Genomic DNA, 25897 nt, shown 5'->3' on the forward strand with positions numbered 1-25897 from the left:
GGGCATCCGCGGCGCCCCGGGCGCCGGGGCCCGGCCGGGGTCAGCCCGGCAGCGCGCCCGGGATCCGGTCGAGGATCGGGTACGGCATGAGCCCGTAGGCGTAGAAGTCGACCGCGTCCGCCCCGGCGGCCCGGACGGCGCGGACCTTGGCGGCGAGCCGGTCGGCCGAGTCGGTGTCGGGCGGCCCCGGACGGAGCACGACCCGCAGTTCCCTGTCCTTGCCCGTCGAGCGGCGGTAGGCGCCCACGTCGTCGGCGACCCGTGCCGCGTCACGGGCGTAGGCGAGGACGCCCAGCGAGGGCACCAGGTCGCCGAGGGCGACCAGGTCCACGCCGGCCTGCCAGGAGTCGTGCGCGGCCAGGATCGGCGAGGGCAGCCCGTCGGCGTAGCCCTTCACCGCGCCGGTGCCGTCCAGGAAGACCAGCCGGGACCCCTCCCGCTCGACGGCCGCGGCGGTCTCGGAGACCAGGGACGTCACCGTCTCGGAACGGGCCCGCGCGTAGGCGACCACCTCCGGCCCGGCGTAGGCGGTCAGCGCCGCCCGGGTCACCTCGCCCTGGGCGGGCGGGTCCCCGTCCAGCACGCCGCCCACCACCCTGGCGCACTCCTGGCGCGCCGTCTTGGCGTCGACGCCGAGGTCGACGGCCCGGCCCATGCAGTGCTCGCAGAAGCAGAGCCCGATCAGGAACAGGTCCATCGGGCCGAGCGGGACGAAGCTCCGCTCGTGGTGGTAGCCGTGCCCGAAGGTGCCGAAGTGCAGCCCCTCGGCGACCACGCTGTCGACGCCCTGCCTGGCCACGGCCCGCGCCAGCGCGACCGCGTAGAGGCGGACGTCGGGGTGGGCGGGGCACAGGTCGGCGAGCGAGCCCCGGTCGCCGAAGCAGTTGCGCACGGTCACGTCGGGGAAGGCGTCGCCGATGGTGACGCTGTGCAGGAAGACGGTCCAGCCGTGCAGCTTGAGCCCCCGCTCGGCGGTGGCCCGGCGGAGCGCGGCCAGCGGCTCCTCCCCGGCTCCCGGCTGCACGGGCGGGACCAGGCGGAGCCCGCCGAACAGGTCCTCGGGCGGGGCGAAGTGCACCCCGTCCCTGCGGATCGTCACCCGGGACGAGCCGTGCGGGGTGACGTCGCGGGTGCGGTGGTAGGCGGCGGCCACGGTCACGCCGGTCACGCCGTACCCGGCGACGCGGTCGAGGACCGCGTCCGGTCCCTCGCCCCGCACGTCCTCGACGTAGACGTACACCGAGCTGTCCAAGCCGCCGTCCTCCCCCGCTGTCGGTCAGACTCTAACGTCCCTTGTACGCCACGAAGTCGATCTCGACCAGGATGTCCATCAGGTCGGAGCCGACGGTCGTGCGGACCGGGTAGGGCGTGGTGAAGTAGGACTTGTAGACCTCGTTGTAGGCCGCGAAGTCGCGCTTGAGGTGCTGCAGGTGCACCGTCGACTTCACCACGTCGTCGAAGCCCAGCCCGTGCGCGGCGAGGATCGCGCCGAGGTTGCGCATCGTCTGGTGGGTCTGCTCGGCCACGTCGGCGCCGACGACCTCGCCGGTCGCGGGGTCCAGCGGGCCCATGCCCGAGGTGTAGACGAAGTCGCCGATCACGACGCCCTGGGAGTAGGCCCCGACCGGCGCGGCGCCGTCGTCGGTCCGCAGCTCAACCTTGCCGCTCATCTGTCCGTCCTTAGCTAGAAAAACGTGGTGATCAGGTCCACGACGGTGTAGTCGTCGTCCACCACCGGCATGGCCCGCCACTTGTCGAAGGCGGTGCACGGGTGGGAGATCCCGAACGACACCAGGTCACCCGGCCGCACCGGGGAGTCCGGCGCGAGCCGCAGGACCGCGTGCTGGTCCTGGACCTTGAGAACGGTAGCGCCCCCGACGACGCCGCGCGGAACCGGCAGCCCCTCGTCGAAGGGGGCGTCCCGCTTGCCGAACCCGACGACGGCCAGGCCGGGCTCGGGCACGGACAGCACGTGCGCCCAGATCTCCAGCGCCGGGCGGAGCTCCCCCTCGATCCGGGTGTACGGCGTGCGCTCGCGGTAGTAGCCGTCGTCGTGGGAGACGTAGGCGCCGCTGCGCAGCATGACCACGGCCTGGCAGGCGGCCAGCTCGCGGCCGATCACGTCGAACCACTGGCTGCCGCCCACCGACAGGACCGGATTCCGCACCCGCAGGTGCTCCACGGCCTCCATCAGCCGGTGCAGGTATCTCCGGACCTCGCCGGCGGACTTCAGCGAGCCCTCGTACCCGGCCACGCCCGCGAGCTCCACCCCGGGCGCGGCCTGGGCCGCGGCGGCGACCTCCAGGAGGTCCTCCAGGCTGCGGCTCCCGGCCCGCCCGCCCTCGTGCCCGAGCTCGGCCAGCACCCGGAACGGCCGGGGCCCGGCGTGCTTCGCCAGCGCCTCGACCCCGGCCGCCGAGTCGACGAAGCAGAGGAACTCGAACGACGGGTCCCCGGCGAGCCGGGCCGCGAAGGCGTCCAGCGCGGCGGGATCGAAGATCTGGTTGGCGAGCAGGATCCGGGAGACGCCGAACTCGCACAGGGTCAGCGCCTGGCTGGGGGTGGCGGCGGTGAGCCCCCAGGCCCCCGCCTCCAGCTGGGCCCGGACGATCTCGGGCGACATGGTCGTCTTGGCGTGCGGGACGAGCGTCAGCCCGTACTCGCGCGCGAAGGCCGCGAGCGTGGCGATGTTGTGCCGCAGCGCGCTTTGGTGCGCGACCATCACCGGGAAGGTGAACGCCCCGCCGAACAGCGACTCGCCGACGACCCTGCCGGGATCCATGATCCCCTTCACTGCGCCCCTCCGTCCGCCCGGCGGCCGTCGCCGGACTCCCTGCGAGGGACCCTATCCCCAGGGGCGGACGCGCTCCCGCCGGCACGGCTCCCGCCCCCGCGGGGAACCGTGCCGGCGCCCGGCCTCCCGCGGAGGGCGGGCCGGTCCGGCCGCCGGTCGCGGTCCGGGGCGGGCCGTCAGTCCTGGTCGGGGATGAGATCGTCGCGGAACGACTCTCCCGAGCAGGGGTCCCCCTCCCCGGCGAGCCGCCCGGCGAGCAGTTCCCTGGCCTGCTGCCTGGCCAGGTTCCAGCCGTTCCACGGGTCGGGGCGGTCGAGCCGGTTGGCCTGGACCACCTCCCGGAGCACGCAGCTGCGGGTCGGCTCGGGCAGCCGGTCCAGCGCGGGCACGGCCTCCGCCCCGAGGTCGCCCAGGTACGCCTGGTCGAGCCGGTCCACGCCCCGGACGCTGAGCTGGGACTCGGCGACCCGCAGGTCCGGGTTCCATACGGCGAAGGCCAGCAGGCCGGCCCCCGTCATCACGACCACGCTCCTCGGCAGCCACCCGGCGGTGCGCCGGGTGAGCCGTACCCCGCCCGCGACGAGGACCAGCGCGAAGATCCCGCCCAGCCACCAGATGGCCGCCCCCACCGACGCGCGGAGCCGGGTGTAGCCGTAGGCGTCGACGTACAGGTCGAGCCGGTACATGGCGGAGACCAGGATCACCACCGTCAGCGCGCACAGCAGGCCGAGCAGCCCGGCCATCAGCCACCGGTCGCGCCCGTGGAGCTCGACCGCTCCCGAGGCGAGGGCCACGATCGCCAGCACGAACACGCTGACGACGACGAGCTGGAAGAAGCCCGAGCGGGCGTACTCGGCGTAGGTGAGGTCGGTGGCCGCCACCAGCCAGCGGGCGCTGCCGAACAGCGCCGTCAGCTGCATCGCCACGAACGTGACGAACAGCAGGTTGAGGGCGACCAGCGGGGTCAGCCAGAGGCCGCGGCCGACCCGCAGCCGCAGGTCCGGCCCCTTGGGCTCGGCGACCGGCCGCAGGCCGACCAGCACGGCCGAGGCGGCGACGACCGCGAACACCGCGAAGGTCAGGATCCGCAGCGGCAGGGACTCCGCCCAGTCCTGGCCGGTGAACACCCGCTCCACGGCCTTGGCGAACACCGCGTCGGCCGAGGCGAACAGCGCACCGAAGATCGCGACCAGGACCACGGTCAGCCCGGCCCCGGCCAGCGTGGGAACCAGCCGGCGGCGGACCGGCATCCCCTTCAGCGGCGCGGCCAGGAACCACGGCACCGGCAGCAGGCCGAGCAGCACCGAGGCCCCGCCCCTGAGCACCCCGAGCCAGCCGCTCCCGGCCCCCGACAGGGCGAGCGCGGCCATCAGGAACCCGGCCAGCAGGAGCAGTCCGACGAGCCAGTCGGCGTCCCTGAAGACCGCGACCACGACCAGCCCGTACGCGATCGCCCCCATCGCGGCCGACCAGAGGGTGAGCCGCCTGCGTACGGCCGGCAGCGCCGCCGCCCCCATGGCCGCCGCCACCAGGACGAACCCCAGCCCCACCGAGCTGTACGGCAGGACGACCGCCGCGAGCAGGCCCACGGCCGCGCAGACCGCGAGCAGCCACTTCGGGGTGTCCGGGAGTTCCGGCCGGGGGAACACCGACGGCGCCACGTACCCTCCCGGCGGCCCTTCGTGCCCCTGGTATCCCCGGGGTCCCTCATATCCCCGATGCCCCTCGTGTCCCGGATGACCCGCCGGCGCACTGCGGTGCGCCGGCGGCATCCGGTACCGGTACGCCTCCCCGGGCTCCCCCGGAGAGGCGCCGTCCCGCACCGGGCCGCTCCCCGCCGCGCGCGTCCCGCCGGAGAACGGTGGCCTGTCCGCCGCGCCCGCGCCTTCCGGCCCGGGACCCGGGGGCCGCTTCTCCGGCCCCGGCACGGAGGGACGCGGCGGGACGGGCGCCGCCGTGCCGTGCCCGGCCGGCTGGTGGCCGCTCCAGATCCCGCTGGGCGGCGTGGTGGCCCCGATGACGGTGCCGATGAACGCCCCGACCGCCGGGGCGAGGACGCCCAGGGCGAGGCCCAGCCTGAGCTCCACGGCCCCCACCGCGAGACCGAGGAGCACGCCGACGCACAGGCCGACGAACCCTCCGATGAAGAGCCCGGCGACGGCCCCCCACCAGCTCCGGACCGGCTGCCCGTGCCCGGCGTCCGGCGCGGGCCGCGTGAGCACCGGGGCGAACGGCTCGGCGGGCGCGGGACCCGGGGCGGGGCCCGCGGGGAGCGAGGACGCGGAGGAGGCGAGCGCGGAGAGCGCCGCGAGCGCGGAGAGGGTCTCCGCGGAGGACCCGGGGGAATCCTGATCGCCGGGGCGGTCCTCCTGCTCGGCGGCGGGGTCCGCAGGGGCCGGGGCTCCGGAGGCCGCGGGGGAGCCGTCGGAGGCCGGGGACCCGGACGGGTCCGCGGGGGCCTCGGCCTGCGGAGCCGCGGGATCCGCGGGTCGGGAGGCGGTGGCGTCCGCGGGGGTCTCCGAACCCGTGGAGACCTCGGGGCCGGAGGGGGTGAGGGGGTCCGCGGGCGGTACGGGCGGATCCTCGGGAGGCTGGGTGTCCATCGTGATCCTTTCGGGGAGGTCGACCGCGATGCGGCAGCCGACGCCGTCTTCGACACGGATGGAGCCGCCGTGGAGCTCGACGATCTCCTTGGTGATGGCGAGGCCGAGCCCGGCGCCCCCGCTGTCGGCCGCGCGGCCCGCGTCCAGGCGGGAGAAGCGCTCGAACGCCCTGGCCCGGTCCTCCGCCGGGATGCCGGGCCCCTGGTCGGTCACGCGCAGTCGCACGCCCTCGCCCCCGGCCTCGGCCGCGAGCACCACGACCCCGCCCTCCGGGCTGTGCCGTACCGCGTTGTCGAGCAGGTTGGCCAGCACCTGGGCCAGCAGGTCGGCGTCGGCGCGGACGCTCAGCCCGGCGGGCACCTCGCAGCGGGCCGCCACCCCGTCCCTGGCGAGCACCGCCTCGCGCAGCGCCTGCTCGCAGAGCGGGCCGAGCTCGACGGTCTCCGGCTCGATCAGGCGGGCCCCGGACTCCAGCCGGGACAGGTCGAGCAACTGGGCGACGAGCCGGCCGAGCCGCTCGGTCTGGGCCAGCGCCGTCCCGAGCGTCACCGGGTCGGGTTCGGAGACCCCGTCCACCACGTTTTCCAGCACCGCGCGGAGTGCGGTGATCGGTGTGCGGAGCTCGTGGCTGACATTGGCGACCAGTTCCCGGCGCTGCCGGTCCACCTCGCCCAGGTCGGCGGCCATCGCGTTGAAGGCGCGGGCGAGCTCGCCGACCTCGTCGCGGGAGGTGGCCGTGACCCGCAGGCCGTACCGGCCCTTGGCGATGGTCTGCGCGGCGGCGGCCATCTCACGCAGCGGCTTGGTCATGCCCCGGGCGAGGAGCTGCACCATGACCAGCGCGAGCGCCACCGCCACCGCGACGCGCACATCCCTGGTGTAGCCGGCGTTGATGCCGACCTCGTTGACGACGAACGCCACCACCACGGCCAGCAGGATGACGAGGCCGATCTTGATCTTGATCCGGCCCAGGAAGTCGAGAGGTCTCAATTGTCTGCGCATCTCACTGTTCGAGTGGCGGGGAGGGGGATCGGTTCGCCCCGGTGCCGCCGGGACGCGCGGACCTCCTGCCGGGGAGCGCGGGACGGCCCGGCGGCACGGTCACGGTGCGGTCGCTGTCGATGGTCGCTGTCGATGGTCGCTGTCGATGGTCACCTCCGGCGGTCACCGCCGGACGAGGGCGTAGCCGACCCCGTGGACCGTGCGGACGACCCCGGAGCCGAGCTTGCGGCGCAGTGCCCGCACATGGCTGTCGACCGTCCTGGTGGCCGCGGCCTCGGAGAAGCCCCAGACGTCGGAGAGCAGCCTCTCCCGCTCGAACACCTGCCCCGGCCGCTCCGCCAGCCGGTGCAGCAGGTCGAACTCGGTCCGGGTGAGCTGGACCTCCGCGCCCCGCACGTAGACCCGGCGCTCGGCGGTGTCGATCTCGACCTCCCCCACCCGCAGGACCGTGTCGTCCACGGCCAGCTGGGAGGCGCGCTCCACCCGGCGCAGCAGCGCGTGCACCCGGGCGACGAGCTCGCGCATGCTGAACGGCTTGGTCATGTAGTCGTCGGCGCCGACCCCGAGCCCCACGAGCAGGTCGGTCTCCTCCCCGAGCGCGGTGAGCATGAGCACCGGAACCGGCCGGGCCGCCTGCATGCGGCGGCAGACCTCCAGTCCGTCGAGGCCGGGGAGCAGGCGGTCGAGGACCACCACGTCGGGCTCGGCCTTCGCGTACGCCGCGAGCGCCTCCTCCCCGTCCCCGGCGACGCGCACGTCGAAGCCCTCCGCGACGAGCCGGTTCCGTACGGCCCGCGCGATCGTCTCGTCGTCCTCGACCACGAGGACGCGTCGTTGCTGGGGAGTCGCCATGCCGCGAGCTTAGGACCGGTCTGTGCAGACGGCTTGCACGGAATTGTGAAGATTCCGCGCAGGCCGTCCGCGGTGGCCGCCCGTCGGGCACCGGACAGGACCCCGGGACCGGATCCCGCCGGAGCCGCCCGGCCGCGTCCCGTCAGGCGAGGATCATCCGGCGGCCGACGACCCGGTAGCCGAGCCGGGCGAACGAGGCCGCCATCGGCGCGTTGCCGACGTCGGTGTTGTCGCTGACCTGGGGCTCGCCCTCGGCGCTGAAGATGTGCAGCGCCTCGGCGGCCAGGTCGTCGGCGTAGCGGTGCCCGCGGTGGGCGGGGTCCACGCCGATGTAGCCGATCGTCGCGGAGAAGGAGTTGCGGGTGGGCATCACCATCCCGACCAGCTCGCCCGAGGCGTCGTGGGCGAACCGCCAGCGGCCGCGGCCGCCGGGGAAGTCGAGCAGCTCCTCCAGCGCCTCCCGCGCGGTCTCCTGCGGCCCCTTCTCCTGCAGGGTGCGCCGGTCCCAGTCGTCGAGGCTGCCGACCAGGATCCGGGCCAGCAGGTCCAGGATCACCGCGTCGTCGTCCGCCGGGGTGAAGGTGAGCCGGGTGGACCGGGGCGGCAGGCCGTCCTCGGGGGTCCAGCGCAGGTTCAGCCGCTCCACCCGCCGCCGGAGCCCGGCCCGCTCGGCGGCGGCGATCCGGGCCTCGGCGTCGGCCAGGGCGTCGGGCCGCTCCCGCCAGTCGGCGGGCAGGAACAGGTGGTAGTCCGGGCGGTCGCCGGAGGGAGAGGAGTAGTCGGGCGTGACCAGGGCGGCGTAGGCGGCCCTGAGCAGGGCCGCGCCCGCCTCGATCCCGTCGGGACCGGCGCCCGGGTCGAACAGGTCGAGGCTGAACGGGTGCGCGTGGTCCGGCGGTCCCCAGAATCCGGCCCGGGCGACCACCTCGTCGCCGCGCAGGGCGACCCAGAGCCGGTCGTGCCGGTAGCCGAGCTTCTCGAAGGGGAGGCTGCGGGCGCCCACGCCGGAGGTCGGCGGGGTGGCGTAGCTGTGGAACAGGTCGAGCTCGCCCGCTTCGATGGGGCGGAAAACCAGATCGGACAAGAAGAACTCCGTAAGAGCGGGTGCGCTCTCCGGTCTCAGGCGGTCTGCCGCCCGGCGTGGGAGCGCGTCATCAGGGTGGACATCTTGCTCCTCACCTCCTCGTGCCTCGAAGGGGGCACCAGGCTACCGATCACGGACTCCGGCTTCAAGGGAGTACCGCGGGGAGGCGGCCGCACCAGGGAACCTCCATGAACTGACAAAGGCCTTTCCATTGGTCCATATCCTGCTAAGTGACTATCTTTCTGTGCGCGACACGACGGCGAACGAGGTGAGCAGGATCGACACGCAGGTGCTGGCGGGCCGCTACCGCCTGCTCAACCCGCTCGCCGAGGGCGGCATGGGCACGGTGTGGCTCGCCGCCGACGAGATGCTCCGCCGCGACGTGGCGGTCAAGGAGGTACGGCTCCCGCCGGATCTCCCCCCGCTCCAGCGGCAGGACGTCTTCGCCGCCGCGCTCCGCGAGGCCAACCTGGCCGCCCGGCTCAAGCACCCGTCGATCATCACCATCCACGACGTGGTCGTCGAGGACGACCGCCCGTGGATCGTCATGGAACTGCTCACCGGGGAGTCCCTGGAGCGGACCGTCACCGAGCGGCGCCCGCTCCCGCCGATCCAGGCGGCCCGGGTCGGCGTGGGCATCCTCAGCGCGCTGGTCGCCGCGCACGCCGCCGGAGTCCTGCACCGGGACGTCAAACCCGGCAACATCTTCCTCACCCGGACCGGCAAGGCCGTCCTCACCGACTTCGGCATCGCCGTCGCCGAGGGCGACGCCACCTCGGGGCAGACCAGCCGCCTGATCGGCTCCCCCAACTACATCGCCCCGGAGCGGCTGCGCGGCGAGCGCGGCGGCCCCTACTCCGACCTGTGGTCGCTCGGCGCCACCCTGTACTTCGCCGTCGAGGGAGTGCCCCCGCATCCGGCCGAGACTCCCATCTCGGCGCTCAGCAAGGTGCTCACCGAGCCGCCCCGGCCCCCCGGGCTCGCGGGCGCGCTGGGGCCGGTGCTGATGCGGATGCTGGACCCCCTGCCCGTGGCCCGGCCGTCCTTCGAGGAGGTCGCCGAGGCGCTCAAGGAGATCGCCCTCGACCGCCCGGCCGCCGCGTTCCCCGCGCCGGCGGACCTCCCCGGCCCGTCGCCCGCGGCCTCCACCGGGCCGGGCCGTACCTTCCCGCCGGGCCGCCCCGCCCGCCGGGACCCGGGCCCGCGCAGGGGCCGGGCGCTGCTCTGGGCCGCCGCCGAGGTGGCCGCGGTCGCCGCGGTCATCGGGGCCACCGCGGCCGTGGTCAACCTCACCGGCGACCGCCCGGCGGAGGCCGTACCGGTCAGGCTCAGCGAGAAGCCCGGCGCCTTCGCCACCCCGGTCGACCTGTGCGCGCTGCTCCCCGCGGAACGGGTCAAGCAGCTCCTGCCCGCCCTGACCGGCGCGGGAAAGCCCACCAACAAGGGCGGCTGCGAGTGGACGACCTCCGGCAAGGGGCTCTCCGTCCAGCCCGCCGGCTCGGACGGGCAGTGGGGCAAGAGCCCCCGCCAGGCCCACGAGCTCTTCGTCAACCAGCGCAACGCCGCCATCCCCAACGGCCAGATCGCCTGGAGCTGGCCGGAGATCTCGGCCGGATCCCGATCCGCCAGGAGCACCGGCCCCGTGGCGGTGCGGTCCGCGGGGGAGGAGTCGTTCGGCTACGACGTCTACGAGAACCGCAGAACCGGCAGGCTCGAACAGACCTACGTGACGCTCCGCGTGGACAATCTGGTCGTCGAGGTCGGCTACACCGTGGTGGACGGCACCAAGGACGGCCCCGCGATCCAGAGCGGCGCCCGCACGGCCGCGACCTGGGTCGCGGAGGCGTTGAACAAGCAGAAGGCGGCGGGATGAGTCAGGCAGACGCGCCCCGGCGGCAGGGCAGGCACGCCGGCCCCCCGTCCGGCCAGGAGGGCTTCGGAGCTCCCGGACCCGGCTCCTCCGGCACGGCCCCGGACGCCTCCGGCGGGGGCTCCGGCGCACCCGGAGGGGGGCACGGCGGGCAGACGTCGCTGGAGGTCCTGATCGGGCGGGACGGGCCGGTGCCGCCCGCCAGGGCCGCCGCGATCGGACTGGCGGTACTGGAGCAGCTCGGGAGACTGCACAGCTACGGGATCCTGCACAGGGACGTGCGGCCGGGCTCGGTGCTGATCGGCCCGCACGACCAGGTGCTCCTCGCGGATCCGTCGCTCAGGTCCCCCGCCTACACGGCCCCCGACGCCATCGCGAGCCCGGCCTCCGACCTGTGGGCCCTGGGCGCGACGCTCTACACCGCCGTCGAGGGGCAGCCGCCCGTTCCCGGCGCCCCGATCCGCAACGCCGGGCCGATCGCCCCGGTGCTGTTCCGGCTGCTCTCCGGTGACCCGGCGCTCCGGCCCGATCCCGCCACCCTCCGCAGGGAGCTGCTGGAGGTCTCCCGGCCCTCCCCCGCCCCGGTCCCGCCGCAGCCCGTCGCGCTCCCGCCGGGGGCGACGCCGGTCGCCTCACAGCCCGCGGCGTTCCCACCCGACGCGACGCTGGTCGCCTCACAGCCCTTCACGTCCGGGGAGGCCGCACCGCCGGACGCCCACCGGCAGACGGCGCCGTTCCGGGCTCCGGCGCCCGTATCGCAGGAAGGCCCCGCGCACCCCAGCCCCGCGCACCCCAGCCCCGCGGACCCCAGCCCCGCGGACCCCAGCCCCGCGGACCCCAGCCCCGCGGACCCCAGCCCGGCGGGTCCCGGCTCCGGGGATCCCGGCGTCACGGCTCCCGGTGTCACGGCTCCCGGTACCGCGGATGCTGCGAGTGCGGGTGCTGCGAGTGCGGGTGCTCCGGCCTCGCGGGATCTCGTCCCGCTCTCCTCGCCCGGCCTCCGGGACGCCTCCCCCCCGGGCGCACCGGTCGACTCCACCGCTCCGACCGAGCGCTCGGTGATCCGCAAGGGCGTGCTGGTGCCCCGCTCGGTCGTGGCGCTGACCGGCGTGCTGCTCGCCGGCATGGCGGTCACCATCGGCGTGCTGCTCGCCCCGGTCCTGGCCGGCTCCGGCGAGGAGGAGGCCGCCCCCGGTCCCACCGCCGGGACCGCGGCGCGCTTCGCCGCCGCACCGCGCGCCTGCGGCCTGCTCACCGACCAGCAGGCGGGCGAGGTCGTGCCCGCCTTCCGGAGCTCCGAGGTCGAGGTCGCCGAGTGCAACTGGCTCACCAGCGACTGGCGCAAGCCCAACGTCGAGAAGTACGACCTGCGGGTCCGGCTGGTCGCCCAGAAGCAGGACGCCTCGGGGATCACCCGGGCGAAGGAGTACCTGGCGGGCAAGAAGAAGGACACCGTCGACAAGGGGCGGCTCGCCACGCCCAAGCCCCTGCCGCCGCAGGACATGGCCGGCGTCGGCGACGAGGCGTTCATCTCCGCCTCGCACAGCCCGTTCAACCTCTACGGCGGGTCCTACAAGGTGACCGTGGTCGTCCGGGTCAGCAACCTGATCGCCGAGGTCGAGTACGAGCGGGGCGGCGTCAAGGGGGACCCCGACGGCAAGATCGCGGGAAACGCCGGGAAGGTCGCCCGCTGGGTCACCGAGGCCCTGAAGGACCATGGCTGACGCGCCCGTGCTTCTCCGCTCCGGTGCGGTCGTCCGCGGGGCGGCCGGCTCAGGGTCCCCGGGGACCGGGGTCCCCCACGTTGGAGGCGATTGATGGGCGACGGCGCGTTCCCCGTGCTCGCGGGCCGCTACCGGGCGGTCGAGAAGCTCGGCGAGGGCGGGATGGGCACGGTCTGGCGCGCCCGCGACGAGCTGCTCCACCGCGAGGTCGCGATCAAGGAGGTCCGGCTCGGCTCGCACCTTCCCGCGGCGCACCGCGCCGAGATGCGCGAGCGCACCCTCCGCGAGGCCAGGGCCGCCGCCCGGCTGAGCCACCCGGCGATCGTGGCGGTGCACGACGTGATCGCCCAGGACGACCGGCCCTGGATCGTGATGGACCTGGTCCGGGGGCACTCCCTGGACGAGGCGATCCGCTCCGGCGGGCCGCTCCCGCCGCAGCAGGTGGCCGCGATCGGCGCGGCCATGCTCGACGCGCTCTCCCTCGCGCACGGGCGGGGCATCATGCACCGCGACGTCAAGCCCGCCAACATCATGCTCAGCCAGGACGGCGGCGTGCTGCTGACCGACTTCGGCATCGCCACCCTCGAAGGGGACGCCCAGCTCACCTCCCCGGACGCCCTGGTCGGCTCGCCCGGCTACATCGCCCCGGAGCGGCTGCGCGGCACCGGCGACGGCCCGGCCGCGGACCTGTGGTCCCTGGGGGCGACGCTGTACGCCGCCGTCGAGGGCAGGGGGCCGTTCCACCGCGGCACGCCCGTCGCCACCCTGGGCGCGGTGCTCACCCAGGAGACCCCCTATCCCGGCCGGGCCGGCGGTCTCGCCCCGGTGCTGCTGGCCGTGCTGGCCAAGGACCCGCGCGAGCGGCCCGGCGAGACCGCGCTCCGCGCCGCCCTGCGCCAGGTCGCCCTCGGCCTGCCCGCCGGACCGCTCTCCCCTCCCGCCGAGTCGCCGGAGCGGCCGCCGCCGAGGCGGCGCCGTACCGGGCTGATCGCCGGGGCGGGACTGGCCGCGGTCGCGGCGGGGGCCGCGGCCGCGGTGCTCCTCACCATGAACGGCGCCCGGACGCCCGACCCGGCCCCCACCGGCCCCGACCCGCGGGCGGGACGCTTCCCCGCCGCGCCCGAGCTGTGCTCCCTGCTGACCGACGAGCAGGCCCGGAGCCTCGTCCCCGGCGCCTCTCCGGCCCCGATGCCGGCCAACCACCAGCTCGAACTGGAGGCTTCCTGCCTCTGGGAGGGCGCCGACGGCGCCCCGCAGATCCGCGTCTCCCTGACCGCGCACGCCCCCGTCCGGGGGAAGACCGGTCCCGAGGTCGCGCACGAGTTCTTCGCCGCCGAACGCGGCAGGACCGAAGCCGACGCCGGGAGCGGCGCGTTCGGTTCGGCCGGCCCGCCCAGGGACGTCGCAGGCGTCGGCGACGAGGCGTTCGCCTACGAGGTGAACGCCGTGGACTCCATCTCCTCCGGCACCGTCCGCTTCCGCTCCAGCAACCTGCTGGTCACGGTGGATCTCTCGGTGGAGAAAAAGCCGCCCACCGCCGCCCTGCGCCGGGGCGCCCTGCGCGCCGCGAAGCTCGTCGCCCGGGGACTGGAGCGGCGAGGTTGACTCCCTCCCCACCTCTGAAGGCGGGGTCTCCACGCTTCGAGGGGATTCGATGAGCGATCCGAGCCTGCTCGCCGGGCGCTACCGCCTGCTGGAGCGCCGCGACCACACCGGCGCGAGCTGGCGCGCCCGCGACGAGGCCCTCCACCGCGACGTCACGATCTCCGAGGTACGGCTCCCGCCTCCGGGCCCGCACCGCGACTGGCTGATGGGTCAGATCCGCGCGGCGGCCGACCTCCGGCACCCCGGCGTCGTCGCGCTGCACGACGTGATCACGGCTCCGGACCGGGTCTGGCTGGTCCTGGAGGCCGCGGAGGGGCGCTCGCTGATGCAGACCGTCCGCGCCGAGGGCCCGCTGCCCACCGCGCGGGCGGCCGAGGTCGGCCTGAAGGTCCTGGACGCCCTGACCGCCGCCCAGGAGCGCGGCCTGCGCCTCACCGCGACCCCGGACAGCATCCTGCTCGCCCCGGACGGCCGCGTCGTCCTGACCGGCGTCGCCGCCCCGGCCCCCGCCGACGACCTGCGCACCCTCGGCGCCGCCCTGTTCACCGCGGTCGAGGGCCGCCTGCCGGGGACCGGTTCCAGCGTCCGCACGGCCGACGGCACCCCGCTGGCCTCCCCGGAGACCGGCTCCACCGGCTCCGGCCCCCTGGCCCCGCTCCTCGACGGCCTGCTCGCGGAGAACCCGGCCCACCGCCCCGACGCCACCTCCGTCCGCCTGGCCCTGGAGGGCCTCTCCCCCCGCCCGGCCCCCTCCCGCCGCAGGCCCCTCCTCGTCGGCGCCTCCGCCGCGGCCGTCGCCGTCGTCCTCCTGACCGGCGTCCTGGTCTGGCTCCGGCCCGGCTCCACCGGCTCCACCGGTCCCACCGCCGCCCCCGTCACGCTCCCCGCGTCCTTCGCCGAGCTGCCCGATCCCTGCTCCCTCATCTCGGAAGAGCAGAGGACCGAGCTGCAACTGGCGTCCACCCCGTCCGAGCACAGCAAGAAGAAGTGCAAATGGCTCTGGACCTCCGGCGTTCCCCAGAACCTCGTCTACACGCTCGAACTCGACGCCTTCCGCCTCTCCTCGGAGAAGGTCGCGAAAGAGAACTACATCCGGTTCCGGGAACAGACCGCCGAGCGCACCACCTCCGGCCAGGGGCTCCCGCTCACCGTCGTACGGCCTCCGGAGGCGGTTCCCGGAATCGGCGACGAGGCCTTCACCGGAGAGGTCACGAACGGGCTCACCTACCTCACCACGGTGACCTTCCGTGCGCGCAACGCGGTGATCGTCGTGCAGTACTCGCGCAACGGCTCCGAAGACCCCGGCGGCACGACCCGGGACGGCGGGCTCAAGATCGCTCGATGGATCCTCGACGTCCTCAGCCGGCAGGGCTGAGCGGCCGGAGGGAACGCCGCCCTCCGGACCGCCGGCGACCTCGCGAAAGCTGAGATATATCTCGAATGGAACCGGGGCGGTGGGCCCGTACGTTGGATGGACGACGCAGAATGGCAGCAGGCGGGGCGCGGGCTCCGCGTTCGGAGGATGTCGAGAATGTCACCCGTTCAGAAGTACGCGGTCGGGGCCGGGGCGGCCGTCCTGCTCACCTGGATCTTCCTGCCGAACTGGATCGCGATGCTGGTCTTCCTGGGCGTCGTCGCCGCCCCGGTCGTCGGCTACCTGATGCTCGACCCGTCCCAGCGCCAGCGGCTCAAGCGCGTGCGCAGGCGCGGTATCGGCCGCTGACCGGCCGCACGGCCTCCCCGGCCGCGGCGGGGGCCCGCTCCGGCGGGCGCGCTCCCCTCGCGGCGGGGAGCCTGCGCGGGCTCCGGCCCGTGCGGCGGGCCCGGCCCGTACGGCGACGCAGGCCGTACGGGCCGGACCCGGGCGGCGCGGTCCTCAGGCCGCCGCGGCGGCGAGCTCGCTCTCGACCCGCTGGGTGACCTTGCGCTCGAACACGAACGAGAGCAGCGGCACGGTGCCCGCGAGCATCACGCCCAGGATGTACTGCCACGACCAGCGGGCCTTCATGCCCAGGTTCATGGTCGCCACCAGGTAGAGCATGTAGAGGAAGCCGTGGATCGGGGAGACGATCTTCGACGGGCCTTCGATGCCGAAGCCGTAGCGGAGCACGATGCACACGGTCAGGACCAGCAGCATCACGCCGACGACGTAGGCCAGGACTCGGAAGGGCTTGAGGGCGGATTCCACGGTTGTCTACCTCGGTCTGGGGTTCGGACGGTCAACGATATGCGGAGTCAGACGGCGGCCGGTCTGGACTCGGGGTCGGTCTCGCGGCCGGCCGGGGCCCCGGAGTCCGCCGCCGCCCCGGGACCGGGCTCCGGATCCGGCGCGGGCCCGGCCGCCGGGGCGGGTTCCGTCTCCGGCGCGGCCGTGCCCCTGCGGACGGCGTCGCGCACGAAGTGCCACCACATGAAGACCGCGAACAGGCCGAAGATCCACCACTGGGCCGCGTAGGCGAGGTTGCGCCAGGTGAGCACGCCCTCGGAGGTCGGCGGCTCGACGGGGACCGGCTTCGCCGCGACGGCCGGGGCCGGGGACTGGGCGGTGGCGATCACGAAGCCGTCGCGGAGCCTGACGCCCCGCCACAGGTTGATCAGCTCGGCCGAGGACACGGTCAGCACCTGCCCCTGCGGCACCCGGACGCGCCGCACGCTGTCGGTCGGCTCGGAGGCCTGGAGGCGGCCGGTCACGGTCACCTTCCCCTCCGGTACGGCCGTCGCCGGGTCGCCCTCCGCGGCCACCCAGCCGCGCACGACCGGGATCGACGTGCCGTCGCCGAGGTCGAGCGCGGTCAGGATCCACAGGCCGTCGTCCCGCCCGGCCACCAGGAGCTGCCGGTCGGCGGTGAAGGCCCCCTCCGCCGTCACCTGGCGGCGGACCGCGTCGGCCGTCAGGTGGCGGCCGGGGGCGGAGAGCGTGCCCACCGCCACCGGGGCCGGGTCCACGGCCGCCTGGGGCCTGCCGGAGTCCTCGAAGACGCCGAGCTGCCAGCGGCCGAGGAGCCCGCACACGACGAGCGCTCCGACCGCGAGCAGGTGGAGCACCGCCACGCGGGGAGAGAACAGGATCCGGAGCATGACACCACGCTATCCGCCCGCACCCGCGGTCCCGCCCCCAGGACCGCGTCCGGGTTCACGCCGCGTCCGCGCCGCGCTGCACTCCGTCCCGCTTCCCATCCGGTTCGGCATGGATGGCGGGTGGAGTGCCGCGCGCCATATTGAAAAGTCGTCTCATATCGCTAAAGTCGACCCATGTCTGAACCGCAGATCGATCCGGCAGGGAACACCCAGCAGTTCCGCGCCTTCGCGCAGCGGAACGAGCCGGAGGCCGCGCCGGAGAAGCGCTCGCCCGCCCTGCTGATCGCTGTTGCCGTGGTCGCGGTGATCCTCATCGCCGCGGTCGCCGCCTACTTCGTCATCTGAGAACCCCTCCCGGCCGGACGCCCCCGCGGGCCGTACGTTTCCGGGAGGACGAGCCGCCGCCAGCGCCGAAGGCCACGCCCTCGGCGCTTTTCGCGTTGCCCGGAGGTCCGCTCTCCGCTCCCGGGCGTTTTTCGCGCCCCGGCCGTACCGACCGGTCGGTGTGACGTGCTTCACTGCAAGCCAGGTATGGACGACCCCGAGCCGCGCCAACTACATTGGACTCTAAGTCCAATAAGGAGAGCGGATGAGCACTCGCCCCGGGATAACCATCATCGGCTCCGGCTTCGCCGGGATCGGCATGGCGATCAAGCTGAAGGAGGCCGGCTACCACGACTTCGTCATCCTGGAGAAGGCCCCCGACCTCGGCGGCACCTGGCGGGACAACACCTATCCCGGCTGTGCCTGCGACGTCCCCTCGCACATGTACTCCTTCTCCTTCGAGCTCAACCCCGGCTGGTCCCGGATGTTCTCCCCGCAGTCCGAGATCTGGGACTACATGCGCGGCTGCGTGGCGAAGTACGGCCTGGCCCCGCACTTCCGGTTCGGCAAGGAGGTCACCGCGCTGGAGTACGACGACGCGGCCCACGAGTGGCGCGTCGCCACCGGCGACGGCGAGGCGTTCACCACCAACGCGGTCGTCTCCGGCATCGGCGCGCTGCACGTGCCGTCCCTCCCGCAGATCCCGGGCCGCGAGCGGTTCCGGGGCCCGGCCTTCCACTCGGCCGAGTGGGACCACTCCGTCGACCTGGCCGGCAAGCGGGTCGCGGTGATCGGCACGGGCGCCTCCGCCGTCCAGTTCGTCCCCCGGCTCGCCGAGCAGGCCGCCCGGCTCACGGTCTTCCAGCGCACGCCCCCGTGGATCCAGCCCAAGCCGGACTTCGAGCTCTCCTCCCGGGCCAGGCGCGTCCTCTCCCTGCCCGGGGCCGCCCGCGCGCTGCGCAACTCGATCTACTGGGTGCTGGAGGCGCGGGCGCTCGGATTCACGATCGACCCGCGCCTGATGAAGCTCCAGGAGGTGGTGGCCCGCCGCCACCTGGAGCGGCAGGTCGCCGACCCGGAACTGCGCGCCAAGCTGACCCCGGACTACACGATCGGCTGCAAGCGCATCCTGCTCTCCAACGACTACTATCCCGCGCTGACCAGGGACGGTGTCGAGCTGGTCACCGACGCGGTGACCGAGATCCGGGAGAACTCGATCGTCGACGCCACCGGCCGGGAGACCGAGGTCGACGCCATCGTCTACGGCACCGGGTTCAAGGTCACCGACGCGCTGAACGAGCAGCGGATCATCGGCAGGAACGGCCTGAAGATCCAGGAGGCCTGGCAGAACGGCATCGAGGCCTACTACGGCATCACCACCGCCGGTTTCCCCAACCTGTTCTTCCTGCTCGGCCCGAACACCGGCCTGGGCCACAACTCGGTCGTCTTCATGATCGAGTCCCAGGTCAGGTACGTGATCGACTGCCTCCGGCTGCTCTCGAAGAGCCGGGCACGGGCGCTGGACGTCCGCCCCGAGGCGCAGCGGGCCTACAACGACCGCCTGCAGGAGCGGCTGAACGCCCTGATCTGGAGCGAGGGCGGCTGCCGGAGCTGGTACCTCGACGAGCACGGCGTCAACCGCACGACCTGGCCCGGGTTCACCTTCGAGTACTGGGCGCGGACCCGGAAGGTGCAGCCCGGGGCCTACGAGCTCATCCATTGAGTTCGACCCACCGGGCCCGGCGGATCGGCCGGTCCGCATCCCGGCCCTCACGGCACAGGGGTGGCCGCCCGCCACAGGCGGGCGAAGATCTGCAGTGCATATTCGTACATGACCCCATCGCTGCGGAAGACCAGGCAGGGCGAGTTGCGCCCGTGCGCGCCGGGCAGGTACGGAGTGAAGTAGACGACCTGGTCGGTGGCGATGACACGGCAGCTGTGCGGGGCGTCGAACAGGCGCAGCCGTACCGCGGGGTTGCGGCCCGACACGGTCGACAGATAGGTGATGTTGGCCGAGATCTGCTCTGCCAGGACACCGGCGTCGAACCCGGGGTCGCTCCGCCGGATCTCCTCCCCTCGCGCCCGCAACCAGCCCCCGGTGTCATCCGGGTCGGGCAGCAGCACCTCGACCGACTCCAGGCGCTCGCGCCCCGGCCGCCAGAGGGCCTGGAAACTGTCGCGGGTCAACTCGTTACCCCGTCCCGCCAGCACCCGTACCCAGCGGGCCTCCCGGAGATCCGCCGCCAGATCGGCGTTGGCGGCCTTCTGGTCCGGGTAGGAACGCTCGACTCCCATGCCGGTCATCTTCGACAGCAGGTGGATGAGGAGCCGCCGGGGCCTGGACGCGCCGAGCCAGCCCGCCATGACGACGAGCGCGGCGGCCACCAGCGAGCTGACCACTCCGATGATCATTTCCTGCATGGGCTACTCCCGAGCCGTGGCGGGGTACGGGCACTCTCCTTATATGAAATATCGCTGTACGACGCGTTATGCGATATTCCGCTCAGGCCTCCTGTTCCGATCTAGAGTGGAGTCGAGATCTCGTCCCCGCCCTATCCCCGCGGAGTGATGGATGACCGGCTCCCTCTCCCCCGTCATCGGTGTGATCACCGCCCTCCCGATCGAGGCCGCGGCCGTACGACACGTCCTCGGCGAGGTGACGGAACAGTCCGCCCCCGGCGACCCGACCAGCTACGTCACCGCCGTCCTCGGCTGCGGCCCGGTCGTGGCGACCAGTCTGGTTACCACCGGCAACCCCGCCGCCGCCGACGCATGCACCCATCTGACACGGAGCTTCCCCGGTGTACGCGCAATCGTGATGTGTGGCATCGCACTGGGTGCGCCCTGCGACGGCGATCCCGAACAGGACATACGGCTCGGTGACATCGCGGTGGGAAGCGAAGGGGTGGTCCACTACGGCCATGTCCGGGTCACCGACGACGGCACCGCCCCGCGTGGCGACCCGCTCGCCGCCTCACCCCTCCTCCTTCGTGGCGTGAGACGGATCCAGGAGGCACAGGAGCGCGGTGAGCGCCCGTGGGAGCAGTGGCTCCGGTCGCTTCCCGCCCCCATGTACCGGCGCCCACCGGCCGCCACGGATCCGCACGCCCGGAAGGGGCAGCGGAAGCCTCTCGTCGTCTACGGCCGAATCGGCAGCGGGGACGAGCTGCTGCGCAGCGAAGCCCGACGGAACGAGATCATCCGCAACCACCCGAAGCTGGTGGCGATCGAGATGGAGGCCGCGGGCGTCGCCGTCAGCAGCGCGCTGAACGGACGGCAGTGCCTTGTCATCCGGGGGATCAGCGACTACGGCGACTCCTGCAAAACGGATCGCTGGCAGCCGTACTCCGCACTGGCCGCCGCCTCGTACCTCCGGGCACTGCTGGACGCCCTGGGCGGGGCGGAGTCTCACTCTGCCGCGAGCGGACCCGACGACGGCTGGCAGGAGTCGGCTGCTTCCGGGACGGCCGTGCATACTCCGAAACTGCTCGACCTCGTGAACGTGATGGAAGGCGTCTCATCGCTCCAGACGCCGGGCGACCGCGACATCGTGCTTCAGATGATGCGCCCGTCCATCAGGAACCGGGTGGCCCGCGACCCCCGCAACCGTCCCGCACTGTACAGTCTCGCCCACATCTGCAAGGACCACGGGTCGGGGTTCGACGAGCTCATCACGGTGCTCACCGGCTTGGAGGGAGAGGGCTCGCTTCCGGTGCGCGACCTCGCCATCGCGATCGAACTGTTCCTGGACGGTCAGTCCTCGTAATCGAACTCACCGTCCAGCACCCCCGCCACGAAGGCGTCCCACTCGGCCTGGGTGAAGACCAGGACGGGGCTGCCCTCACCGGCCCCGCTCCGCATGAGGATCGACTCCCCACAGAAGGCGATCTGGACAGGGTCCGCGATGGCCTGGTCAGTCGCTCCGGTCATCCAGTCAGCCGCATCGAGGTCGAACGCATCGGCCGAGGGCTTGATCTGCTCCATGCGCAGATCGTAGCCCCGCGGGACGGACCTGACCTTCGGCCGACACAGCCCTCTGACCGATATTCCACAATTACCCCGCCCAGCCGGCCCCGGCACTTGGACCGAAGAGCCTGCCGCTAGAGTAGTCGACTGATTACTGTGTGCAATTCTCGGTCACAGTAGATCCTTTTCATGTAGGTTCTTCACCAAAAAAGAAGAAAGGGGTTCTGATGGAGAATAGAGGGTCGCGCGGTCCCGTATGGCGCAAGAGCAGTTACAGTACCGAACAGGAGTTCGGCACCTGCGTCGAGGTCGCCGAGCTTGGCGATCTTCTGGGCGTCCGTGACTCGAAGAACGCGAGTGGCCCTCACCTGATATTCACCAGAGAGTCCTGGTCGGCGTTCACCGAGGCGATCAAATCGCGCTCGGTCTGACCCGGTCCGACCCGGCCGGGGCGCGGAAGAGCCAGACTCTGTGCTCCGGCAGAACCGGCCGATCAGCCCTCCCGGGAGGTCTCCCGGCTGCCCTCCGGGGCGAACTCCCCCCGCTTCACCCCCGCGACAAAGGCCCGCCAGGACGGCAGTGAGACCAGGAACCATCGGCCAGGGTTCTTACTGTCCCTGATTGCGCAGTGTGTGCCCAGGTTCGCCACACTGACACAGCCACCCTGCTGATCACTCTGCGCGCTTTTCTTCCACGCGGCCTGCGCGAGCTCTGCCCTGTTGATCACGTTGTTCGACTCCGGGTCCGCCTGGGGGAACCTGCCAGCAGATAGACAACGTCGTCCGTCTCACGGCTCGATGGTTATGCAATTAAAAAAATCTTTTACTGGTATTTTTACAGCGGGATTGGATATATATCGCAATTTGCCCGCTCTCCCATTGCCGCGGCTACAGTGGCGGGATGGCCCTCGCCCAGCACACGTCGATATCCGGCAAGTGTCTCGGCGAGAAGGGTCGCAGCCTCGCTCTCCTGCCCGAGAGCCCGCAGGTCGAGACTGAGATTGAGTGCGCAGGCGAGGGTTGTCGGGTGATTTTCCGAGGTCCGCTGGAGCCGCTGCAAGGTGTCACGGTCGCGAGCCAGAGCCTGGTCGTACTTCTCCTGCTCGAACAGATCACTGGCCAGATTGACCGCACAGACCAAAGTGCGGGGGTGATCCGGGCCGAGCAGGCGGGTGAAGGTATCCAGCGCTCTCCGGTCCAGCTCGTACGCTTTCTCCACCTGCCCCATCAGGCGCAGGCTGACCGCCACGTTGACATCGGCGGTCGGCGTGTTGGGATGCTCCGTACCGAAGATGCCCTCATAGTCCTGCCTAGCCTTGTTCCCGATCTCCACCGAGGTGGCGAGGTCACCGGTATGCCGCAGGTTCACCGCGTGGTTGAGGGAGATCGCTACCGTATTCTGATACCTTTCCCCATACCGGGCCTGGAACAGCGACATCGCCTCTTCGGAGAGTTTCAGCGACTCGTCATGCAGGCCTGCCTTGCGGCTCATCACCGAGAGCAGAGCGATGGCGTCCATGGCGGCGGGATGGGAGTTCTGATACCGCCGTCGCATCTCGTTGGTGTGCCGCTCCTGCAATCGGTGGGCCTTCAGATAGTCGCCGCACTCCATCTCGTCGATCGCCAGAGCGGCGCGTGAGCTGAACGTGCTGAGGTGGTCGGGGCCCAGCACCTCCTCCTTCCGGCCGAAGATCTCCCGGTCCAGTTCTCTGGCACGTACTGGATCGCCATTGAGCCGCAGGTCGATGGCGAAGAGATGCCCCTGCTCCAGGGTGAGCGGGTCGTCGGGACCGAAGCGGCGGCGGAGAGTCGTGTAGGCATGCTCGTCGGTCTCCAGCGCCTCCTCGAAACGGCCCAGATAACGCAGGTCGGCCCCCAGATAGCCCTGGGCCTCCAGAGTGCGCTCGTGATCGGGACTGAGCCGGTCACGCAGCACGTCTCTGACGTGCAGGTGGTGCCGGTAGGCCGGAACGAAGTCGGCGAAGAGCCGCAGTGAACGGCCCAGCCGCAGTTCCACGGCGAGGGTGGCGTCGTGCTCGGGTCCCAGCACCGCGGCCCATGTCTCCGTTACACGGCGGGCCGTCGCTCGGTATGCCTCGTTATCTCCCCACAGGTAGAGAAAGTCGATCATATTGAGGCAGAGGTCCCTGGCCCATGAGTCGTCGCAGTCCTCCAGTCTGGAGGTGTAAACGTGCGGGTAGAGCGCCTGGTACTTCGCCCACTGGGCACGGTCGCCGGGTGCCTTGGGGTCGGCGTTGGCCAGCAGCAGGTGCCCGCAGTGCCGAAACAGTTCCTCCTCGTCCCCGGTGAGCCGACTGGTCACCACACGCTGCACCAGCCGGTGCAGGGAGATCGTGTTGTCCCGGTAGTTCACCTTGGCCAGCGCGTACTGGCCGATGGCCCGGATGGTTCGGCCGAGCTCGATCGGATCGCGCAGCACTTTCAGCAGCTCCGGCGGGCCCTCCAGATCTCGACCGCCGGTGAGCAGGGACCTCGGGATCGGCTCGGGCGCGAAGAACGCGCAGACCTGCAGGAGCTGAAGCGCGGCGGGATGGCTCTGGCGCAGCCGGTCGAAGGAGACGTTCCACGCCACCGCCACCGGCACCGCGGAGCCCTCGATCTCCAGGAGTTCATTACGCTTCTCGTCGAAGAGCCGGAAATACTCCTCGATCGGCATCCCACTCTCGGAGAGCCAGACCGCCGCCTGCTCGATCGCCAGCGGCAGATAACCCAGCCGCTCGCAGAGCTCGTCGGCCGCATCGAGGCTCAGCTCCGGTCCGCGCAATCGGAGCAGTTCCCGGCCCTCCTCCCGGGTGAAGACGTCCACCTCCAGCGGCGCGGCATGGGAGAACCAGTCACGGGAACGAGAGGTGATCATAATCTTCCCGGGCCCGTTGGTCGGAAAGAAACGCCGGATCTCCTCAACGTCCTCCGCGTTGTCGAAGATCAGCAGCCAGTCTGCGTGCGGCCGGCCGAGCCGGAGCGCCTCCCGGACCGCGGGCACGGCCACGCTCGGCTCGCTGACGTTGAGCTCCAGATGGACGGCCAGGTCAACGAACGCCTGGCGCACCACGGGCATGCGCTCGGAGGGAATCCACCAGATGAGGTCGTAGTCGTTCTGGTGGCGGTAGCAGTACTCGATCGCGATCTGCGACTTGCCCACGCCGCCCAGCCCGTGCAGGGCCTCCGGCAGCACCGCCGTCGTCCCGGCGGAGAGCCGCTCGTGGAGGAGCTCCAGCATTTCCTCCCGCCCCGTGAAGCTGGGATTGCGCTGCGGGATGTTCCATACCGGCGTCGGCTGGTCCGGCTCACGTTTCGGTGCGAGAGGTACTGCGCTCATGTTGACGGCCACTCCGAAAGGATCAAGGGGTTCCTTTGCGACGTGCTGGTAGACGCTGTCCTCCGGCCGGGCGGGATCACGGTCGGAGGTGTACCCCGCCCCCACCGGCTCACGCTTGTCGTCATCGTCTCCGGAATCACCGGTGATGGCATCCTTCAGCAGGCGCGCGGGTCTCGTATAGGGACCCGCCATCGCCTCGAGCGCGGACACCGCGGGCTCGACCAGTGGGAAGAGATCTTCGGGAAGTTCGGGCGGATCAGCGCTCCCCGGGGAGATGATCACTTCGCGGAGCCCGCGCAGCTCCTCGACCTCCTCCCCCAGATGGTCGGCGACGACGGCCACCACCTGAGCGGTGTCCGAACGCCGCCCCGATAGCAGCAGCTCCTCCCGCACACCGGGCACGAAGTCGTACGGCAGGCCGCCCGCGACGGGCAGATCCCTGCTGCGCTGGTCGGTGAGCCGGATCAGACCGCTGCCCAGCAGCTCGGCCAGGTGCGCACCGGTGGCCCCTGGCACCAGCTTCCGCTGCACCAGGCGCATCAGCGGCGGAGTGAGCGGGGCCGCGGCCAGGTGCACGGCCAGTCGGAAGGCCGTCGGTGAGACGCCCAGCCGGAAGCGTTCGACCCGCTGTTCGGCCGAGAGCTCCCGCTCGACCTCGGGCACGTCAGACGCCCGTTCGCCGGAGGTGCAGACTATGGCCGCGCCCCGCCACCGGCCGGGTGCAGCCATCACGAACTCCGCCCAGGACCGGAGCTGGCCGGTGTCGGACACCAGCACGGGGACCGGCACCCCGCCCGGTGGCCGCCGGGCGAGGCTGTACCGGATGTTGGGAGCGGCGGGCTCCCGGTTGCGCAGCTCGGCCCGGTCGGCGTCGATGCCGGTGCGTTTCCAGAGCCGTGGAGGCAGCAGCTGCACGACGCAGACGGTGGAGGACTCCCCCCAGCGGGCTAGGAGACGGTGGACGGCCCTGCCGTGCCAGGCGTCGCCCACCCCGTCGGTGATCAGGACGATCAGCCGGCGTCGCGTCCTCCTGGGCAGCGCGAGTCTGGCTGCCGGGGCAGGTGGGCCCGCATCACTACTCCGTAACAGCAGGTCGTCTTCCGTCTCCTGGTCGGTGTCGAGCAGGTGCACGCGTACCCTGCGGAAGGCCCCTGAGTCGGCGAGCACCCCGACGAAGCCCAGAGCCTCCGCCCGGTGGAGCAAGGTGAACCGCCCGTTGTCGATAACCACGTCCAGGTCGATGAGGCGCTCACCGGGCTGATGGAAGACAGGCAGCCAGAGGCCATCGTGGGCGGCCCGCTCGGCGGTCGCCTCCTCGTCGAGCTCCGCGGGAACATGCGCAGAGGGGACGGTACGGCGCAGAGAGCGCAGGGCCGCGGCGAGCCCGCGACGGCGGACAGTCGGCGGGGTCCCGGCCACCATGCCGACGCCGGTGGTCGCGACCGGTTCGGCGGGAGACGCCGAGGTGGCGGCGATGACTCCGGAGACGGCATCCCGGGGGGCTGCGGGGAGCGGCTCCAGCTGCGGACGATCCCCGGGCAGTGTGGTCTCCGGCTCGTCCGAGGCCGGAGGACCGGTCGGCGGCGGAGGCTCGTCCGCCAGACCGGACCACCCCGTCACCTGGGCGGCGAGCCAGAGCAGATCGCTCACTTCCCG

21 protein-coding genes are annotated in these 25897 nt (G+C 72.4%); 9 read left to right on the plus strand and 12 right to left on the minus strand.

Annotated elements, in window-relative coordinates:
- Positions 1-40: 40 nt before the first annotated feature.
- The 6 genes from FHS22_RS06000 to FHS22_RS06025 form a co-directional block, all read right to left on the minus strand.
- A complete protein-coding gene (locus FHS22_RS06000) occupies positions 41-1252 on the minus strand; it encodes a hypothetical protein (protein ID WP_184939164.1) in 1212 nt (403 codons plus the stop codon).
- Positions 1253-1283: 31 nt separating this feature from the next.
- The gene (locus FHS22_RS06005) at positions 1284-1670 is read right to left on the minus strand and encodes a Rid family detoxifying hydrolase (RefSeq protein ID WP_184939166.1); all 387 of its coding nucleotides are present in this window, start codon (positions 1668-1670) and stop codon (positions 1284-1286) included.
- 14 nt (positions 1671-1684) lie between these two features.
- A complete protein-coding gene (locus FHS22_RS06010; protein ID WP_184939168.1) occupies positions 1685-2794 on the minus strand; it encodes an alanine racemase in 1110 nt (369 codons plus the stop codon).
- Between the two features lie 176 nt (positions 2795-2970).
- Positions 2971-6387 carry a DUF4153 domain-containing protein gene (locus FHS22_RS06015; RefSeq protein WP_260407710.1) on the minus strand — a complete coding sequence of 1139 codons (3417 nt, stop codon included), beginning with the start codon at positions 6385-6387 and terminating at the stop codon, positions 2971-2973.
- 174 nt (positions 6388-6561) lie between these two features.
- Entirely contained in the window at positions 6562-7251 is a 690-nt protein-coding gene (locus tag FHS22_RS06020) for a response regulator transcription factor (RefSeq protein WP_184939171.1), read from the minus strand.
- Positions 7252-7393: 142 nt separating this feature from the next.
- Positions 7394-8335, minus strand: a complete 942-nt coding sequence (locus FHS22_RS06025; RefSeq protein ID WP_184939172.1) for a GNAT family N-acetyltransferase — start codon at positions 8333-8335, stop codon at positions 7394-7396.
- 244 nt (positions 8336-8579) lie between these two features.
- Here FHS22_RS06025 and FHS22_RS06030 point away from each other — a divergent pair, with 244 nt between their 5' ends.
- The 5 genes from FHS22_RS06030 to FHS22_RS06050 all read left to right on the plus strand — a co-directional run bounded on the left by FHS22_RS06030 (position 8580) and on the right by FHS22_RS06050 (position 15257).
- Positions 8580-10208, plus strand: a complete 1629-nt coding sequence (locus tag FHS22_RS06030) for a protein kinase domain-containing protein (RefSeq protein WP_184939174.1) — start codon at positions 8580-8582, stop codon at positions 10206-10208.
- Positions 10205-11929 (plus strand): serine/threonine protein kinase, encoded by a 1725-nt coding sequence (locus FHS22_RS06035; RefSeq protein ID WP_184939681.1) that lies wholly within the window; start codon positions 10205-10207, stop codon positions 11927-11929. Before FHS22_RS06030 ends, FHS22_RS06035 begins: the two co-directional genes overlap by 4 nt.
- Before the next feature lie 93 nt (positions 11930-12022).
- Positions 12023-13534, plus strand: a complete 1512-nt coding sequence (locus FHS22_RS06040) for a serine/threonine-protein kinase (RefSeq protein WP_184939176.1) — start codon at positions 12023-12025, stop codon at positions 13532-13534.
- 49 nt (positions 13535-13583) lie between these two features.
- Positions 13584-14909: a protein kinase family protein gene (locus FHS22_RS06045; protein ID WP_184939177.1), complete on the plus strand. Its 1326-nt coding sequence runs from the start codon at positions 13584-13586 to the stop codon at positions 14907-14909.
- Positions 14910-15065: 156 nt separating this feature from the next.
- Positions 15066-15257 (plus strand): hypothetical protein, encoded by a 192-nt coding sequence (locus FHS22_RS06050; protein WP_184939179.1) that lies wholly within the window; start codon positions 15066-15068, stop codon positions 15255-15257.
- Between the two features lie 153 nt (positions 15258-15410).
- Here the strand turns inward: FHS22_RS06050 and FHS22_RS06055 are convergent, their stop codons facing one another.
- Together FHS22_RS06055 and FHS22_RS06060 are read right to left on the minus strand one after the other, a co-directional pair.
- Positions 15411-15722 (minus strand): DUF3817 domain-containing protein, encoded by a 312-nt coding sequence (locus FHS22_RS06055; protein WP_184939180.1) that lies wholly within the window; start codon positions 15720-15722, stop codon positions 15411-15413.
- 47 nt (positions 15723-15769) lie between these two features.
- Positions 15770-16612 carry an SURF1 family protein gene (locus tag FHS22_RS06060; protein WP_184939182.1) on the minus strand — a complete coding sequence of 281 codons (843 nt, stop codon included), beginning with the start codon at positions 16610-16612 and terminating at the stop codon, positions 15770-15772.
- Positions 16613-16786: 174 nt separating this feature from the next.
- Here FHS22_RS06060 and FHS22_RS06065 point away from each other — a divergent pair, with 174 nt between their 5' ends.
- Together FHS22_RS06065 and FHS22_RS06070 are read left to right on the plus strand one after the other, a co-directional pair.
- A complete protein-coding gene (locus FHS22_RS06065; RefSeq protein WP_184939183.1) occupies positions 16787-16957 on the plus strand; it encodes a hypothetical protein in 171 nt (56 codons plus the stop codon).
- A gap of 244 nt (positions 16958-17201) precedes the next feature.
- Positions 17202-18659 (plus strand): flavin-containing monooxygenase, encoded by a 1458-nt coding sequence (locus FHS22_RS06070; protein ID WP_184939185.1) that lies wholly within the window; start codon positions 17202-17204, stop codon positions 18657-18659.
- A gap of 47 nt (positions 18660-18706) precedes the next feature.
- On the opposite strand, the gene FHS22_RS06075 is transcribed toward FHS22_RS06070, so the two are convergent.
- Positions 18707-19357 (minus strand): hypothetical protein, encoded by a 651-nt coding sequence (locus FHS22_RS06075; protein WP_184939186.1) that lies wholly within the window; start codon positions 19355-19357, stop codon positions 18707-18709.
- A 151-nt stretch (positions 19358-19508) separates the two neighbouring features.
- Between FHS22_RS06075 and FHS22_RS06080 the strand changes: the two genes are divergently transcribed.
- Positions 19509-20702, plus strand: a complete 1194-nt coding sequence (locus FHS22_RS06080; RefSeq protein WP_184939188.1) for a 5'-methylthioadenosine/S-adenosylhomocysteine nucleosidase family protein — start codon at positions 19509-19511, stop codon at positions 20700-20702.
- On the opposite strand, the gene FHS22_RS06085 is transcribed toward FHS22_RS06080, so the two are convergent.
- Positions 20690-20920: a DUF397 domain-containing protein gene (locus FHS22_RS06085; RefSeq protein ID WP_260407712.1), complete on the minus strand. Its 231-nt coding sequence runs from the start codon at positions 20918-20920 to the stop codon at positions 20690-20692. The genes FHS22_RS06080 and FHS22_RS06085 overlap by 13 nt on opposite strands.
- Before the next feature lie 209 nt (positions 20921-21129).
- Here FHS22_RS06085 and FHS22_RS06090 point away from each other — a divergent pair, with 209 nt between their 5' ends.
- Positions 21130-21333, plus strand: coding sequence for a DUF397 domain-containing protein (locus FHS22_RS06090; RefSeq protein ID WP_184939621.1), 204 nt, complete (start codon positions 21130-21132; stop codon positions 21331-21333).
- 62 nt (positions 21334-21395) lie between these two features.
- Here the strand turns inward: FHS22_RS06090 and FHS22_RS06095 are convergent, their stop codons facing one another.
- Both FHS22_RS06095 and fxsT read right to left on the minus strand, forming a co-directional pair.
- Positions 21396-21629: a DUF397 domain-containing protein gene (locus tag FHS22_RS06095; RefSeq protein WP_338047617.1), complete on the minus strand. Its 234-nt coding sequence runs from the start codon at positions 21627-21629 to the stop codon at positions 21396-21398.
- A gap of 107 nt (positions 21630-21736) precedes the next feature.
- Entirely contained in the window at positions 21737-25891 is a 4155-nt protein-coding gene (gene fxsT, locus FHS22_RS06100) for an FxSxx-COOH system tetratricopeptide repeat protein (RefSeq protein WP_184939189.1), read from the minus strand.
- Positions 25892-25897: the final 6 nt, after the last annotated feature.

The organism is Thiemannella venezuelensis, assembly GCF_014203605.1.
Lineage (GTDB): Bacteria > Actinomycetota > Actinomycetes > Streptosporangiales > Streptosporangiaceae > Planomonospora_A > Planomonospora_A venezuelensis.